We start from the raw sequence: 15,770 nt of genomic DNA on the forward strand, positions 1-15,770 counted from the left end.
GCACCGTTACCCAAGTGCCCGCAACTTCGCCTTCACTTCGAGGAAATCCCGCCACGCCAGCTTCTTGTGCGCAGGCGTTCTCAACAAATAGGCCGGATGCAGGGTCGGCATGGCGGGAATGGCGACGCCAGACGGGGTCGTGTGGACGCGCCAGTTGCCGCGCAGCCGCAATATGCCTTCGGAGGTGTTGAGCAGGGTCTTTGCCGACGGGCCGCCGAGATTGACCAGCACCTTCGGATTGACCAGTTCGATCTGCCGCTCGATGAACGGCCGGCAGATCTCGGTCTCGTGCGGCGTCGGCGTGCGGTTGCCCGGCGGCCGCCAGGGAATCACGTTGGCGATGTAGGCAGATGTCCGGTCAAGACCGATCGCGGCCAGCATGCGGTCGAGCAGCCGGCCCGAGCGGCCGACGAACGGCAAGCCCTCTATGTCCTCGTCGCGGCCCGGCGCTTCGCCGACCAGCATCACCGCGGCAGTCGGATTGCCGTCGGCGAACACCAGGTTCTTGGCGGTGAATTTAAGATTGCAGCCGTCGAATGCCGCCATGTGCTGGCGAAGCTCGTCGAGGTTTGCCGCCGATCTCGCCAGTTGCCGCGCCAATGCCGCCTGCGCCTCGTCGGGCACCGTTGACATGGCCGGGGACGTTCGCACTGCCGGTGCCGTATTCGGTCTCTCGCCCATTTCGCCGCGCGACACGCTCGTCGAGCGATGAGGCGATGCATTTTCACCGGCCGGCAGAGCGGCCGCCGCAGGCACCCGCTCCGGCGGCCTGGCTTCTGCAAACCTGTTTACCGGCTGTTCTTCAAGTGCCTCGTCGACGCCGGCGCTGGCGTAGAAGGCCAGCAGCTCGGCGAGATCGGCTCGGCTAGTGTGGGGGGCGGCAGTCATGGTTTCACATTCGGCCGCGGAGCTTGAATTTGCAAGTTCAGCTCGACGGTATGCGCGGATCCTGCACCAGATAGAACGTCCAGCGCGGCGTGTAGTCGGTGATCAGGAAATAGAAGCTGGCGGTCTTCAGCGGGTCGATCTTGCCGTTCTTGAACAGCAGGCGGTCATACGGTTCGAAATTGCGGTCGAAATCGGCGTAGCTGCTCGACCAGATATTTTCGGGCGTTTTGTTGCGCTGGTCGAACGACAGGCCGTCGCCGAACACGCTCGGCTGGTCGAGGATCTCCTGGAGTTCGAACTGGAACTCGACCCAGGCTTGGCCGCTATTGTTGAGCACGTCGATGCGCATATACATCAGACCATTGGCGAAGTCTCCCGCCTTGCCGAACGGCTGGATCGGCCTTGTCGTGCGAATGGCCAGCGTTACCGGCGTCGCTGAATTCAGCTCTTCGGTGATGACCAGCGGATCCTCTTTCGTGCCGATGCCGGAAGCCCCGGTGATGCGGAAACCGCCGCGCTCGTCGGAAAAGGAATAGGCGCCGGTCGCCCAGACCAGTTGCTGCTCGGCACGGGCATCGAGGGCCGTCAGTGGCAGAAGCGCCAAGAGCGCCGCACGGCAAAACCGGCCGGGCGTGAAAAAAAAGCGCGTCGATGAAAAGCCAGCCGGCCCGAATATGCGCATGGCGGGAAGTATGGCCGATAAGCAAGCCGTCGAACAATTAAAAACATCAGTGCGACATATCTGTGCAAACGGAATAGGATTGAAGATTGATGCTCGTCACCGCGAATCTGTGCGGCAGGACGCGACTTTTTGATGAAATCGGTATTGTCACGTCCGCGCCGGTTTCCCGTCGCTATTTGATGCGCTATGCAGCGCGTGAGCCAGCAAGATGCCGGGAATAGCGAGCCAGTGAGGGATCGATGAGCGATATCGAACGCGAAAGCATGGAATTCGACGTGGTCATCGTCGGCGCCGGCCCGGCCGGCCTCGCCGCCGCGATCCGTCTCAAGCAGGTCAATCCCGAGCTTTCCGTCGTCGTGCTGGAAAAGGGCGGCGAAGTCGGCGCGCACATCCTGTCCGGCGCCGTCGTCGATCCGATCGGCATCGACCGGCTGCTGCCCGGCTGGCGCGAAGAGGAGGGTCATCCCTTCAGGACACCGGTCACCGACGACCATTTCCTGGTTCTCGGCCCCGCCGGTTCGTTCCGTCTGCCCAATATCCTGATGCCGCCGCTGATGAACAATCACGGCAATTATATCGTCTCGCTCGGCAATGTCTGCCGCTGGCTGGCGACCAAGGCCGAGGCGCTGGGCGTCGAGATCTATCCGGGCTTTGCCGCGGTCGGCCTGCTCTACAACGAGGCCGGTGCGGTCACCGGCGTCGTCACCGGCGACATGGGCGTCGAGAAGGACGGCACGCACGGTCCGGGCTTTGCGCCGGGCATGGCGCTGATGGGCAAATATGTCTTGATCGGCGAGGGCGCGCGCGGCTCGCTGGCCAAGCAACTGATCGCCAAATACCACCTTTCCGACGGTCGTGAGCCCGGAAAATACGGCATCGGCCTCAAGGAACTCTGGCAGATCAAACCGGAAAACCACCGGCCGGGCCTTGTCCAGCATTCCTTCGGCTGGCCGCTCGATTTGAAGACCGGCGGCGGCTCCTTCCTCTACCATCTCGAGGACAACCAGGTGGCAGTCGGCTTCGTCGTTCACCTGAACTACAAGAATCCCTATCTGTCGCCCTTTGACGAGTTTCAGCGCTTCAAGACCCATCCGGCGATCCGCGGCACCTTCGAGGGTGCCAAGCGGCTGGGCTATGGTGCCCGCGCCATCACCGAAGGCGGCTGGCAATCGGTGCCGAAACTGTCCTTCCCTGGCGGTGCGCTGATCGGCTGCGCAGCCGGCTTCGTCAACGTGCCGCGCATCAAGGGCTCGCACAATGCCGTGCTCTCCGGAATGCTGGCGGCCGAGCATGTCTGTGATGCGATAGCCGCCGGCCGCACCAATGACGAGCTGGCCTCCTACGAGGCCGCCTGGCGCGCCACCGATATCGGCAAGGACCTGAAGAAAGTGCGCAACGTCAAGCCGCTATGGTCGCGCTTCGGCACCATTGTCGGCGTCGGCCTTGGCGGCCTCGACATGTGGCTGAACACGCTGTTCGGCTTCTCGCCCTTCGGCACGATGAAGCACGGCAGGGCCGACTATGCGACGCTGGAACCGGCCGCCGCGCACCAGAAGATCGCCTACCCGAAGCCGGACGGGGTGCTGACCTTCGACCGGCTGTCGTCGGTGTTCCTGTCCAACACCAACCACGAGGAGAACGAGCCGGTGCATCTGCTCGTCGCCGACATGGACCTGCAGAAGCGCTCTGAGCATGACGTCTATGCGGGACCCTCGACGCGTTACTGCCCGGCCAGCGTCTACGAATGGGTCGACAAGGACGGCAATGCCGCCGCCGATCCTGCGGCCAAGGATGTGCGCTTCGTCATCAACGCGCAGAACTGCGTGCACTGCAAGACTTGCGATATCAAGGACCCGAACCAGAACATAAATTGGGTGCCGCCACAGGGCGGCGAGGGCCCGGTCTACCAGAACATGTAAGTCACAAGGTTTGCTCCGGACTAAACAAGATGAGGAGCAGCGCAACCGTAGGATTGTTGAATAAACCGCCTGCCTGTGTTTCCTTTCTGCGGCGACAGGGAGGAAGGAAAAATGCGCCTGGCAGTTCTGACGAGCGTTGTGGCGATCGGGGCATTGTGCGCCCCTGCAGCCTTGGCCGGCACTAAGGTGCTGGTCAAGACACGAACTTACAACATTGCCGGAACCACCGGCGCGGCCCTGATCGAGGCCATGGATCGCAGTGGGCCGAAGCACGGCTTCATGACCCACGCCATCGCGCAGACCGGCTACAGCGTCGATGATTGGACCTTCGACGCCCAACGGGAAAACGGCGTCTGCCGCCTGCGCCAGGCCAACGGGACGCTCAATCTCTTCTATACCTATCCCAAACTAGTCTCAGCCACGTCGCCTGCGCTGCAGAAGCGCTGGAAGCGGTTCTTCGCTGGCGTTCGCGCCCATGAAGAGACCCATGGCCGCATCGCCAGACAGATGATGCGGGCCACCGAAAAGTCGGTTCGAGGGCTGACAGTCGGTGATGACCCGCACTGTTTCGAGGCACGTCGCGAGGCAAAGCGCCGGATCAATGCCATCTATGCCGAATACGAGGCAAAGCAGATCGCCTTCGATGCGCACGAGCATCGCGACGGCGGCCCTGTCGAGCACCTCATCCGCGCTTTTGTGGGCCAGTAATAAGCCAGGTCGAGATTGGACTGCGGATTTTCAGCTTCGCGTCCCGCCAGGCAGCGCCGCAAGCGCGGTCGCCGTCTGGTGCTCGTCGAGCGGCTTTTGTTCATCCGACCGAAGCGAAAACTCCACCAGCACCGGCAGATGGTCTGAGCCGGTGTCCTCAAGGGTCGACGCCGAATGGATAACAATGGCGCCCTTGCTGAAGACCTGGTCGATCGGCAGTCCGGCGAAGCGCAGGAAATCCGGCAGCCTTCTGTAGAGCCAGGTCGGCCCGACCGACGGCATTACAGTCAGCTTGCCAAGCGATGCGACGCGCCGGACGGCGGCGCTCCATGGCGCTGCGTTGCAGTCGCCTGCCAGGATCGACGTCTCGCCAAGCGAGGCGATTTCGTCAGACAACCCTCCAATCTGCCGTGATTGGTTGTGCGGCCATGGCCAGGTGAGGTGGATGGCGGCGACATCGACGTCGGTTCCGCCGAAATCGACCGTGGCGATCGCCATCGCGCCGCGGCTGTCGCAGTGCGGCTCCGTGCCTATGCCAAACGGTCGTCTGGACAGCAGCGCAACGCCGAACACGCCATTGGGATATGGGCAGAGGATCCGGTAGGGATAGCCGCCGGATAGCAGCCCAAGCTTTGCCTTCCACGTTTCGGACACCTCGTCGAGGGTGATAACATCAGGCTGGGTCCGGCCGATCAGCGACAGCACCTTCTCAGGCGTTGGATTGTTGAACCTGAGGTTCATCTGCAGCAGGCGGTAGACTGGCTCGTCACCGAGTTTGGCTTCGTAGGCGGCCTGCACCTGCCATAGCCGCGAAAGCGGCAAGGCATTCTGCGTGGTGGCAAAGGAGGCTATCGCAAACAGCAATGCGACCGCGGCCTGCAGGCGAAACGAGGTGGCGAGCAGCGGCAGCGCGCAAAGCGCCATCAGCACCGAAAAATGGACGCGGAAATGAGCAAAGGAATCGAGGGCCGGATGCAGCGATCCGAAGAACCCGGCCACCAGCGCGGCCGAGAGTGCAAGCATTGCGACGAATGCCAGCGCAACCGTCATGTCCCGAACACGTGCCATCGCTTTGTCTATCGGCAGAAGTGCGGCTCAATCAAGATGACGAAATGTCCTGACCTGGACCGACACATGCGATTCGGCATTTACTGGAACGCAGTTTCCGAAAAGCTCCTGAGTTTGCGCGAATGCAGTCGGTCCATCGGCATTTCAGCCAGCTTCTCCATCGCCCTGATGCCGATGGTCAGGTGCTGCGCTACTTGCCGCTTGTAGAACTCGGTCGCCATGCCCGGCAACTTCAATTCGCCATGCAGCGGCTTGTCGGATACGCAAAGCAGCGTGCCATAGGGCACCCGGAAGCGGAAGCCGTTGGCGGCGATCGTCGCCGATTCCATGTCGAGCGCGATCGCCCGCGACTGCGACAGCCGCTGGACCGGCCCGCGCTGGTCGCGCAGCTCCCAATTGCGGTTGTCGATAGTGGCGACGGTGCCAGTGCGCATGATGCGCTTGAGATCATATCCGGAAAGCCCGGTGACCTCGGCGACCGCTTCCTGCAGAGCCACCTGGATTTCGGCTAGCGGCGGGATCGGCACCCAGACCGGAAGATCGTCGTCGAGGACATGGTCTTCTCGTACATAGGCATGGGCCAGCACATAATCCCCGAGCGCCTGCGTGTTGCGCAGGCCGGCGCAATGGCCGAGCATCACCCAGGCATGCGGCCGGAGCACCGCAATATGGTCGGTGATCGTCTTGGCGTTGGAAGGCCCAACGCCGATATTGACCATGGTGATGCCGCCATGATTCGGCTTCTTCAGATGATAGGCCGGCATCTGCGGCAGGCGAGGCGGCGCAGCACCCTCACCGGGCGCGCCGTCCCCTGCTTTGGTCACGATGTTGCCCGGCTCGACGAACTCGACATATCCATCACCGCCATTGGCCATCAATTCGCGTGCGCGGGCGACGAATTCGTCGATGTAGAATTGGTAGTTGGTGAACAGCACGAAGTTCTGGAAATGCTGGGGACTTGTCGCCGTATAATGCGACATCCGGTGCAGCGAATAGTCGATGCGTTGCGCGGTGAACGGCGCCAGCGGCCGTGCCTCGCCCAATGCCACTTCGAACGTGCCGTTGGCGATCTGGTCGTCGGTGCCGTCGAGATCCGGCACGTCGAACAGGTCACGGATCGGCCGTTTGATGCGCTCGGCAGCAGTCCCGTCGACATGCGTGCCTTCGAGGAAGGCGAAATGCAGCGGGATGGGAGTGGTCGATTCCGAAACCGTGACGGGAACGCCGTGGTTGCGCATGATCAGCCGAAGCTGTTCGGTGAGGTAGCTTTCGAAAAGAGCAGGCTGGGTGACGGTGGTTGAGAAATGCCCCGGCGTCGGCATGTGGCCATAGGCCTGCCGCGAGTCGATTTGCGTGAAGGAACTCGTGGTGACGCCGATCTCCGGATAGAAAGCCCGGTAGCGTTTGTTGTTGTCGCCGCCCGCGGCGAGCGCGGTAAATGAATCGCGCAGGAACTTGGTGTTGCGGTCGTAAAGCACCTGTAGGGCGGCGACCGCCTTCTTGGCGTCGTTGAAGCTCTGCCGGCCAAACGGCTCCGGCGTGACCACCGATTCAATGGCTTGGGGATAGATTCGCTTTTCCATGACCCAATATAGAGAGTTGGACGCGCGGTTGGGAGGGGGTAAGGCGGCCTCAATACGCGCTGTCGGCGTTTTTCGGTCTGCTAACCGCGCTGCAGGCTAACCAGCAGCACAAAGCCGAGGCCTGACTTCCTCAACGCAGGCGCCTCGATCGTCGAGCCGGCATTGGTGCGCATCGTCGGCACGGCCAGTACCGGTACCGAAAGAACAGTCAGGATGAGCGCCGCGCGCGGCAGCAGCCGAAGCGTCTTGAGGGTGTTGGCGGCGAGGCGGTTCATTGGCGTTTTGCTTTTCTCTAAAGGTTCAGCTCTTTGTCGTTTCAGTGGTGAAGATGGTTCAAGCAACCGAGTCGGCAGGAACTGGCGACGTCCCAGGAGCGGGACGGCCGGCCGGCTTCGGCGACAAGGACGGCGAACAACATGCCGAACAGACTCATCAGCAGGCAGACGATGGTGAAGCGGCGGGCAAGCATTGCGCGGTGTCTCCTTCAACACGCATGACAATGCCTTGCCCCGGCTGAACCGGCTCTGATCCCGGCGTTCATCTGCGGTTCAAAAATGGTTGATGATCTCTGAGAGGGTCCGCTGTGAGTGCAGCGACCCATGGCGACACCATGGCTGCGAGACCGATAACATGAAAACGGGGCCGACTGGCCCCGCTCACCCCGGCAGGAAGGGCACGATCAGAGCTTGTGCCAGGTCTGGCTCTTGCAGATCAGCCCGCCGAGCACGCAGCCGCTCATCTTGAGAGAACTGCCGGAAAGCGAAGCCTTGCCCGAATAGGTCTTGTCGGTTTCCGGGTCGGTTATCGTGCCGGCATATTTGTTGTCGCCGGCAACCTTCAGTGAACCGATGTTCTTGCCGGCAAATTTGCCGGATTTGAGCGTAATCGAAAATGCCCCGCCGCCACCCGAAATGGCGGCAGTCGATCCGGCTTGCGTTTTCCAATTGCCTTCGATCGGATCGGCCCATGCCGCGCCGGTCATCATTATTGCGGCCGCGAGGGCCAGGCTCACTTGTCGAAACATGTCTTTCCTCCCTCAGGTAAGTCCAATCGGGCTCCGTCCCGGGTGTCTGCCCCTTACGCAAACGTAAGCTAGTCCAGCTCCCGGAAAAACAAAAGCGGTGCCGCCACGGAAGGGTTGCGGGTTTTTGCCCGCTCCCGAACGGCCGCGCCGGCGAAAGATGAAACGGGCCGCACACGTCTTTGTCTTCTGTGGTTAGCGGAGTCTTGATCCGCGCCTCGCAAGTTTTCTTCAAATCTTGTGCAAACCGGCGCGATTGCTGGCTTTGTATCCTTAACGAATTTTCGTGTTTACCTCTTGTTTTAGCTTTGTTTTCCTCAAATTAAGCACGCCATTTAACGACGGATTCAAGCCTCCGGGGCATTCTCGAAAGCATCGAAAGAGCGGCCGCCCCCGACGGTAATCAAGGACACCGAGGGACATACGGAGACAGCTCTCGGGAGCCAGAACAGGGGATTTGAAATGGCACGTTTTGAAATGCTTGAAGCCGGCTTCGGCGCCATGGGGGCAACCGCCCAGGCCGATATTCTTTTCGAGTTGGGCATGATGTATGCGACTGGCCGCGATTGCGACACCGACGTCGTCGCCGCCCACAAATGGTTCAACATCGCCGCGATCAAGGGTTCGGCCCGCGCCGCGGAACTGCGCTCCGAATTGTCTGCCGCCATGTCGAAGGTCGAGATCGCCAAGGCGCTGCGCGAAGCTCGCGAATGGATGACGATGCACTGAATTCGCCGGCATCGACCTCACAAGGGGTACTGACCTCACGACAGGGACGCTTCGGGTCAAGGCCGCGCAGAGGGCCGGGCCCGAAAAATCAAGGCCGCGCAAGACGGCCGGGCCAACAAGATCAAGAACACGGCGGACGAGCCGCGCCATAAACCGTACAAACAGGGAAGGCGAGCGGATCCTGGTGGGGATACCTCGGGAACTCGATGAGAAAAGCTGCGACCGGCCGGAACAAGGCTGGCGCGGCTTTGTCTTTGGAACAGCGCATTACAGGCCCAATCGAGCGCCGACGATGCGTCTAGACAGCTCCGGTGAAGGATGAAATTCTCCCGCCATTCTGGAAGAGGCGCGGCCGGGATGGTCGCGCGAGAGTGGAGGAGTTATGTCACCATGAAGAAATTCAGTATTTTCAGCGCAGCCATATTTGGCCTGATGATGACCGCGCCGGTCGCCTTCGCCGATGACATCACCTTTTCGGTGGTCGGACCGATGACCGGTCAGCTTGCCAACATCGGCGATCAGTTTAAGCAAGGCGCGCAAGCCGCCGCCGACGCGATCAACGCGGCGGGCGGCGTCGACGGCCGCCAGATCAAGCTCGACATCGAGGATGACCAGTGCGATCCGAAGCAGGCGGTTTCGGTCGCCAACCGCATCATCGCCAACGGTGTCAAGTTCATCGATGGCCACGCCTGCTCGGGCTCCAGCATCCCGGCCTCCGCTGTCTACGCCGAAGCCGGTGCGCTGATGATGAGTCCGGCTTCCTCGAACCCGGTGTTGACCGATGCAGCGGCGAAAGCCGGCTGGCCGACGATCATGCGCCTCTACACGCGCGACGATGCGCAGGGCGCTTTCATCGGTCCCTGGATCGCCAAGAAATATGCCGGCAAGAAAGTCGTCATCCTGCACGACAAGAGCGCCTATGGGCAGGGCGTGGCCGATGCCGTGAAGGCAACGATGAACCAGAACGGTCTCAATGAAATCCTCTACGAGGGCATCAACGCTGGCGAGAAGGACTATTCCGCTCTTGTTACCAAGCTCAAGGAGCTGAAAGCCGACGTCGTCTATTTCGGCGGCTATCACCCCGAAGCCGGCCTGATCCTGCGCCAGTCGGCGGAGCAGAACCTCAAGTTCCAGTTGATCATGCCGGACTCGATCGCTTCGCCGGAATTCTGGCAGGTTGCCGGTCCGGCCGGCGAAGGCACCATGTTCGTCTTCCCATCGAATCCGCAGGCGAAGCCCGAAGCCAAGGAGGCCATCGCCAAGATCAAGGCCGGCGGCTTCGTGCCTGAGGGCTTCACGCTGTTTTCCTATGCGGTGATCCAGGCCTTCGCCGAAGGCATCAAACGCGCCGGCAGCGACGATCCGGCAAAAGTCGCCGAAGCGTTAAAGAACGGCCAGCCGATCAGCACGGTTGTCGGCTCGGTCACCTTCGACGAGAAGGGCGACCTCAAGAACGCGAGCTACGACATCAACCAGTGGCATGACGGCAAATACGCGCCGATCCAACCGTGATGGCCGCGGCGCCGCAAGACGCGCTGCTGTAATCGAACATGGCCGGGGGTCAAACCCGGCCACATTTTTTTTGGCGACGCCTTTGTCACGCGTTCGAGATCACTTCGTGGATAGGGAAACAGCAGTCAACTGAGGTTCCTCGACAAAGCGAACCAGCACGGTGCCGTCGGTTACCTGCGCGCCTTCGGCAGCAATCTCGGCGATAACCCCGTCATGGGGCGCGGCAATGGTGTGCTCCATCTTCATCGCCTCCAGGATCAGCAGCGGCTGGCCCTTGATCACGGACTCGCCTTTGCCTGCACGCACCAATTTGACCAGGCCGGGCATTGGCGCGCGCAGGCTGCCGGAAGCGGCGGCGGCTTCGTCGGCTCGGGCCAGCGGATCCGGCACGGCAAAACCGTAGCCGATGGCGCCATCGAAGACCGTGACGTGGCCCGGCCAGCGGGCGAGGCGAGGCGCCGCGCGGAGATCCCGCGAATTGACGCTGTCATAGGGCGCATCCAGCGCCACCTCGAACCGCCCGTCCGGCCGCACCGACACGCGCGCGCCGATCTCCTGCTCGCCAAACTTCAGCAGGGTGCTCCGCGCTACAGCGTGGAAATGCGCATAGCCGGCCAGTGACGACCAGGGATCGTCCGAGGACGGCAAGTCGCGCGCACCGGACGCGGCAAGTGCCGCGGCGGCAATCGTCTCACCGCTCGGCGGCGGAACCGCCGTCAACGCCTGCTGGTGCCTGGCGATCAGGCCGGTATCGACATCGCCCGCCGCAAAATCCGCAGTAGCGGCCAGCGCGGCAAGAAAGCCAGTGTTGACCGTCGAGCCGGCGATTTCGGTCTGCGACAGTGCCGTGCCAAGCGCCGTGAGCGCCGTCCGTCTGTCCTTGCCATGAACGATCAGCTTGGCGATCATCGGATCGTAGAACGGCGAAATCGCATCGCCAGCGCGTACACCGGTTTCGACGCGCATGGTCGCACCCTCCGGTGCCGGCTGCGGAAATTTCAAATGGTGCAAGGTGCCGGTCGCCGGCAAAAACCCTCTTGCCGCGTCCTCGGCATAGATGCGCGCCTCGAAGGCGTGGCCGGAGAGCGCGATCTCGCTCTGGGTCTTCGGCAGTTTTTCGCCGGAGGCTACCCGCAACTGCCACTCGACCAGGTCGATGCCGGTGACCATTTCGGTGACGGGGTGCTCGACCTGCAGACGGGTGTTCATTTCCATGAACCAGAAACGGTCGGCCTTCAGACCTTGCGAGGCATCGACGATGAACTCGATGGTACCGGCGCCGGAATAGTGGATTGCCTTGGCGGCTTTCACCGCCGCCTCCGTCATCGCCTTGCGCAGTGCCGGCGTCATGCCGGGGGCAGGCGCCTCCTCGATCACCTTCTGGTGGCGGCGCTGCGCCGAGCAGTCGCGTTCGTGAAGATGCACGGCGTTGCCGAAATTGTCACCAAACACCTGCACTTCGATGTGGCGCGGCTTGTCGACATATTTTTCCACCAAGACGCGGTCGTCACCGAACGCGGCTTTCGCCTCGCGCCGCGCGCCCGACAGTGCTTCCGAAAAATCATCGGGATGCTCGACGCGCCGCATGCCTTTGCCGCCGCCGCCGGCGCGCGCCTTGATCAGTACGGGGTAGCCTATCTCGCGCGCCTTGGAGGCGAGCAACACGATCTCCTGCGCTTCGCCGTGATAGCCCGGAACGACAGGCACGCCGGCCTTTTCCATCAGCCGCTTGGCCGCGTCCTTCAGTCCCATGGCACGGATCGAGGCCGCCGACGGCCCAATGAAGATCAGCCCCGCCGCGACCACCTGGTCGACGAAATCGGGGTTTTCCGAAAGAAAGCCGTAGCCCGGGTGGATGGCCGCGGCACCTGTGGCCAAAGCCGCCGCGATGATCTTGTCGCCGCGCAGATAGCTTTCGTTGGCGGTAGAGGCGCCGATATGCACCGCTTCGTCGGCCATTTCGACATGCAAGGCGCGATCGTCGGCGTCGGAATAGACGGCGACGCTGCGCACACCCATCCTGCGTGCCGTGCGGATCACCCGGCAGGCGATCTCGCCACGGTTGGCGATCAGGATCTTGGCGAACATCGGGCCTCCACAGGCAGAGCTGCCGCCAACGGCGCGAATTCTCGTCACGCGAACTGCGGCAATGCCCTGCTTTGTAGTCTGGCGGTCAAAGGGTAGGCAAGCGAGGCCTGCCTACTTTGAGGCCGCGATTTCGCAAGCTCCCCCGGTCGTGACCCTGTAACGGTCGCGGGTGACCTGGCAGGATTTCATCGCCATATCCTCGGCAGCCTTTTGCGAGGGCGCATTCAAGCGCGAGCCGCACAGGATGTACAACGAACGCACCCGGGAATACGGAGTGGTCGCATAAGCTGAATGGCCGCTGGCCGCCACATAGGCCTTATATGCCTTGGTGCATGGCCGATCCGCGGTCGCCGGAAAATACGGGTAGAAGCGGACGTCGCCCTTGCTTCCAGCCAGCGATTCCGCCGCGCCGACATTGGGGCTCGAGATTAGAAGCAACCCGGTTATCAGCGAGAAGACTGCTTGTTTGACGCTTATAGATTTCATTTTTCCCACCCATTGAATATGTCGAAGGCCGACGGGTGTCGGTCTATTTGGAGGCAGCTATGGCGCAGGCCCCTGCAGTCGTGACCTTGTACTTGCTGCGCGCGGACTGGCAGGATTTCAACGCCAGCGCCTCCGCAGCCTTCTGGGATGTTGCATTCAGATAAGCACCGCAAATAGTGAATTCGGTTGCCCAGTTGAATGGCGTCATCGCATAGGCCGAGTGACCGCCAGCCGCCACATAGTCCTTGTAATTCTTGCCGCAGCCTCCGATTGTACCCGGTGCAAAATAGACCGGAAAGCGGCTGTCGCCCTTGCTTCCCGCCAGCGATTCGGCGGCGCCGACATTCGGTGCAGAGGCCACAAGCAGTGCAAGTACCGACATGGTTGCTCGCTTGATTGATAAAGATTTCATTGCCAAACCCATTTGAACCCCAAACACTGAAATATATTCGCCTACTTGGAGGCAGCGATTTCGCAGCCGCCGCCTGTTGTAACTCTGTAACTGTTGCGGGCGGCCTGACAGGATTTCAACGCCAATTCTTCGGCAGCTTGCTGTGACGGTGCATTCAAGCGCGAGCCGCAGATGATGTACAGAAAACGCACCCGGGAATACGGAGTGGTTGCATAGGCTGAATGGCCGCCGGCCGCTACATAGGCCTTGTAGGCCCTGGTACACGGATCCTTCGGGCTCTGCGGCAAATAGGGATAGAAACGGGTCTCGCCCTTGCTTCCCGCCAGCGACTCCGCTGCACTGATGCCAGGCGTCGCTAATATAAGCAACGCCGCAAGTATATGCGCAGTTGTTCTCTGAAAAACCCGCCGCCTCATCTTCGCCCAATCCCCATTGGTATTTGCGATGATCAATAGCCGTGATTCTTTCGTCTGGCCAGATCGAGAAGCAAAAAATAGTCTGGAGATGTGGTGGGTTGTCTCCCGCGCAGGGTCACACCCTGCCGAGTGCAGCGACGACCCGCTGATACAATTCGGCCGTCGGCTCGTCGAAGCAGCAGAAAATGACGGTTGCCGGAGCGATGTTCTGGCCGATGAAGGCGCTCACGGTCCCGACAGCAATTTGCGTCGCCTGATCCTTCGGATAGCGGTAGGCCCCGGTCGAGATCGCAGGAAACGCCACCGTCCGGCAGTCCTTTGCGGCGGCGATTTCGAGCGACCGGCGATAGCAGGAGGCGAGCAGTTCGGCTTCTCCTTTGCTGCCACCTTGCCAGACCGGCCCGACCGTATGAATGACGTAGCGCGCGGGCAGCCTGTAGCCCTTGGTGATTTTTGCGTCTCCGACCTTGCAGCCATGCAAGGTCCGGCATTCTGCCACAAGCTCGGGGCCGGCCGCGCGGTGGATAGCGCCGTCGACGCCGCCGCCTCCGAGAAGAGAGGTATTGGCGGCGTTGACGATGGCATCGACCGCCAGCTTCGTGATGTCGCCGGTTTGAATGCGAATCCTCTGGCCGATTTCGCTCATCTCACATCCTGAACACGCCGAATTTTGTCTCCTCGATCTCGGCGTTGAGCGCGGCCGAAAGGCTGAGCGCCAGCACCTCGCGGGTCTTGGCCGGGTCGATGATGCCGTCGTCCCAGAGCCTTGCCGACGAATAGAGCGGGTGTCCCTCGTGCTCGTACTTCATCAGGATCGGCTTCTTGAATTTCGCTTCCTCCTCAGCGCTCCATTCCCCGCCCTTGCGCTCGATGCCTTCGCGCTTGACCACGGCCAGCACCGTTGCCGCCTGCTCGCCGCCCATCACCGAAATGCGGGCATTCGGCCACATCCACAGGAAGCGTGGCGAATAGGCGCGTCCGCACATGCCGTAATTGCCGGCACCGAACGAGCCGCCGATGATCACGGTCACCTTCGGCACCTTGGCCGTTGCGACCGCCATGACCAGCTTGGCGCCGTCCTTGGCGATGCCGCCGGCCTCGTATTTTCGCCCGACCATGAAGCCGGTGATGTTCTGCAGGAAAATCAGCGGGATCTTGCGCTGGCAGCACAGCTCGATGAAGTGCGCGCCCTTCAGCGCGCTTTCCGAAAACAGCACGCCATTGTTGGCGACGATGCCGACCGGCATGCCGCTGAGATGGGCGAAACCGGTGACCAGCGTGGTGCCATAATTCTGCTTGAACTCATCGAACTCGGAGCCGTCGACGGTGCGGGCGATTACCTCGCGCACGTCATAGGGCTGGCGCAGATCCGTCGGCACGATGCCGTAGAGTTCATGTGGATCGTGAAGCGGCGGAATCGATTTCTGCAAGGCCAGGCTTACATTTTTGTTCCGATTCAGGTTTTTGACGATACGCCGGCATATGGCCAGCGCATGCTCGTCGTCGAGCGCATAGTGGTCGGCAACGCCGGAAAGCCTTGTGTGCACGTCGGCGCCACCGAGGTCCTCGGCGGTGACGTCCTCGCCGGTGGCCGCCTTCACCAGCGGCGGCCCGCCGAGAAAGATGGTTGCCTGGTTGCGCACCATGATTGTCTCATCCGACATCGCAGGCACATAGGCGCCGCCGGCCGTGCACGAGCCCATGACGCAGGCGATCTGCGGAATGCCGGCAGCCGACATGTTGGCCTGGTTGTAGAAGATGCGGCCGAAATGATCGCGGTCGGGAAACACCTCGTCCTGGTTGGGCAGATTGGCGCCGCCGCTGTCGACCAGATAGACGCAAGGCAGATTGTTCTGCAATGCGATCTCCTGTGCACGCAGATGCTTCTTCACCGTCAGCGGATAATAGGTGCCGCCCTTCACCGTGGCGTCGTTGACGACGACCATCACTTCGGTGCCTTCGACGCGGCCGATGCCGGCGATGAGGCCGGCCGAAGGGATGTCCTCGCCATACATCGACCATGCCGCGAACTGGCCGATTTCGAGGAAGGGCGAGCCTGTGTCGAGCAATTGGGCTAGGCGTTGCCGCGGCAGGAGCTTGCCGCGGGAGACGTGCCGCTCACGCGCCTCTTCCGAGCCACCGCGCTCGATGGCGGCGGCTTTTTCAGCAATATCGGCGACCAGCGCCCGCATGCGCCCGGCATTGGCGCGGAAAATATCGGAGGCGGGCGATATCTGCGAGGTGAGGGGGGCCATGGC

The 15,770-nt window shown here is 61.8% G+C and carries 18 protein-coding genes; 5 read left to right on the forward strand and 13 right to left on the reverse strand.

Annotated features, from left to right (window positions below; all coding sequences use genetic code 11):
* Positions 1-6: 6 nt before the first annotated feature.
* Entirely contained in the window at positions 7-888 is an 882-nt protein-coding gene (locus NKJ15_RS30300) for a uracil-DNA glycosylase (protein ID WP_352501793.1), read from the reverse strand.
* A 37-nt stretch (positions 889-925) separates the two neighbouring features.
* The gene (locus NKJ15_RS30305; protein WP_023677808.1) at positions 926-1,570 is read right to left on the reverse strand and encodes a hypothetical protein; all 645 of its coding nucleotides are present in this window, start codon (positions 1,568-1,570) and stop codon (positions 926-928) included.
* Between NKJ15_RS30305 and NKJ15_RS30310 the strand changes: the two genes are divergently transcribed.
* From NKJ15_RS30310 to NKJ15_RS30320, 3 genes are all read left to right on the forward strand, one after another.
* Positions 1,521-1,703, forward strand: a complete 183-nt coding sequence (locus tag NKJ15_RS30310) for a hypothetical protein (RefSeq protein ID WP_198023574.1) — start codon at positions 1,521-1,523, stop codon at positions 1,701-1,703. The two genes, NKJ15_RS30305 and NKJ15_RS30310, sit on opposite strands and share 50 nt — an antisense overlap.
* 106 nt (positions 1,704-1,809) lie before the next feature.
* Positions 1,810-3,489, forward strand: a complete 1,680-nt coding sequence (locus NKJ15_RS30315) for an electron transfer flavoprotein-ubiquinone oxidoreductase (protein WP_352471023.1) — start codon at positions 1,810-1,812, stop codon at positions 3,487-3,489.
* Between the two features lie 111 nt (positions 3,490-3,600).
* Positions 3,601-4,197 (forward strand): DUF922 domain-containing protein, encoded by a 597-nt coding sequence (locus NKJ15_RS30320; protein WP_352501795.1) that lies wholly within the window; start codon positions 3,601-3,603, stop codon positions 4,195-4,197.
* A gap of 30 nt (positions 4,198-4,227) precedes the next feature.
* Here the strand turns inward: NKJ15_RS30320 and NKJ15_RS30325 are convergent, their stop codons facing one another.
* The 5 genes from NKJ15_RS30325 to NKJ15_RS30345 all read right to left on the reverse strand — a co-directional run bounded on the left by NKJ15_RS30325 (position 4,228) and on the right by NKJ15_RS30345 (position 7,872).
* Entirely contained in the window at positions 4,228-5,265 is a 1,038-nt protein-coding gene (locus NKJ15_RS30325) for an endonuclease/exonuclease/phosphatase family protein (RefSeq protein WP_352616882.1), read from the reverse strand.
* 80 nt (positions 5,266-5,345) lie between these two features.
* Positions 5,346-6,848, reverse strand: coding sequence for an AMP nucleosidase (locus NKJ15_RS30330; protein WP_352540756.1), 1,503 nt, complete (start codon positions 6,846-6,848; stop codon positions 5,346-5,348).
* Positions 6,849-6,928: 80 nt separating this feature from the next.
* On the reverse strand, positions 6,929-7,123 hold the full coding sequence (locus NKJ15_RS30335; RefSeq protein WP_352454349.1) for a hypothetical protein: 195 nt from the start codon (positions 7,121-7,123) through the stop codon (positions 6,929-6,931).
* Positions 7,124-7,164: 41 nt separating this feature from the next.
* Positions 7,165-7,317, reverse strand: a complete 153-nt coding sequence (locus NKJ15_RS30340; RefSeq protein WP_023677802.1) for a hypothetical protein — start codon at positions 7,315-7,317, stop codon at positions 7,165-7,167.
* 210 nt (positions 7,318-7,527) lie between these two features.
* A complete protein-coding gene (locus NKJ15_RS30345; protein ID WP_023677801.1) occupies positions 7,528-7,872 on the reverse strand; it encodes a DUF2147 domain-containing protein in 345 nt (114 codons plus the stop codon).
* A 459-nt stretch (positions 7,873-8,331) separates the two neighbouring features.
* Between NKJ15_RS30345 and NKJ15_RS30350 the strand changes: the two genes are divergently transcribed.
* Both NKJ15_RS30350 and NKJ15_RS30355 read left to right on the forward strand, forming a co-directional pair.
* Positions 8,332-8,598: a sel1 repeat family protein gene (locus NKJ15_RS30350; protein ID WP_352819414.1), complete on the forward strand. Its 267-nt coding sequence runs from the start codon at positions 8,332-8,334 to the stop codon at positions 8,596-8,598.
* Between the two features lie 390 nt (positions 8,599-8,988).
* Positions 8,989-10,110, forward strand: a complete 1,122-nt coding sequence (locus NKJ15_RS30355; RefSeq protein ID WP_352471026.1) for a branched-chain amino acid ABC transporter substrate-binding protein — start codon at positions 8,989-8,991, stop codon at positions 10,108-10,110.
* Positions 10,111-10,209: 99 nt separating this feature from the next.
* On the opposite strand, the gene NKJ15_RS30360 is transcribed toward NKJ15_RS30355, so the two are convergent.
* The 6 genes from NKJ15_RS30360 to NKJ15_RS30385 form a co-directional block, all read right to left on the reverse strand.
* Positions 10,210-12,198, reverse strand: coding sequence for an acetyl/propionyl/methylcrotonyl-CoA carboxylase subunit alpha (locus tag NKJ15_RS30360; protein WP_352616875.1), 1,989 nt, complete (start codon positions 12,196-12,198; stop codon positions 10,210-10,212).
* 111 nt (positions 12,199-12,309) lie between these two features.
* Positions 12,310-12,684, reverse strand: coding sequence for a hypothetical protein (locus NKJ15_RS30365; RefSeq protein ID WP_023677798.1), 375 nt, complete (start codon positions 12,682-12,684; stop codon positions 12,310-12,312).
* Between the two features lie 43 nt (positions 12,685-12,727).
* Entirely contained in the window at positions 12,728-13,108 is a 381-nt protein-coding gene (locus NKJ15_RS30370; RefSeq protein WP_245274740.1) for a hypothetical protein, read from the reverse strand.
* A 29-nt stretch (positions 13,109-13,137) separates the two neighbouring features.
* Positions 13,138-13,512 carry a hypothetical protein gene (locus tag NKJ15_RS30375; protein WP_352471111.1) on the reverse strand — a complete coding sequence of 125 codons (375 nt, stop codon included), beginning with the start codon at positions 13,510-13,512 and terminating at the stop codon, positions 13,138-13,140.
* 115 nt (positions 13,513-13,627) lie between these two features.
* Positions 13,628-14,158: an O-acetyl-ADP-ribose deacetylase gene (locus NKJ15_RS30380; RefSeq protein WP_352616871.1), complete on the reverse strand. Its 531-nt coding sequence runs from the start codon at positions 14,156-14,158 to the stop codon at positions 13,628-13,630.
* Position 14,159: 1 nt separating this feature from the next.
* Positions 14,160-15,767, reverse strand: a complete 1,608-nt coding sequence (locus NKJ15_RS30385; protein WP_352616868.1) for a carboxyl transferase domain-containing protein — start codon at positions 15,765-15,767, stop codon at positions 14,160-14,162.
* Between the last annotated feature and the right edge of the window lie 3 nt (positions 15,768-15,770).

The sequence above is a fragment of the Mesorhizobium sp. M0207 genome, from assembly GCF_040321995.1.
Classification (GTDB): domain Bacteria; phylum Pseudomonadota; class Alphaproteobacteria; order Rhizobiales; family Rhizobiaceae; genus Mesorhizobium.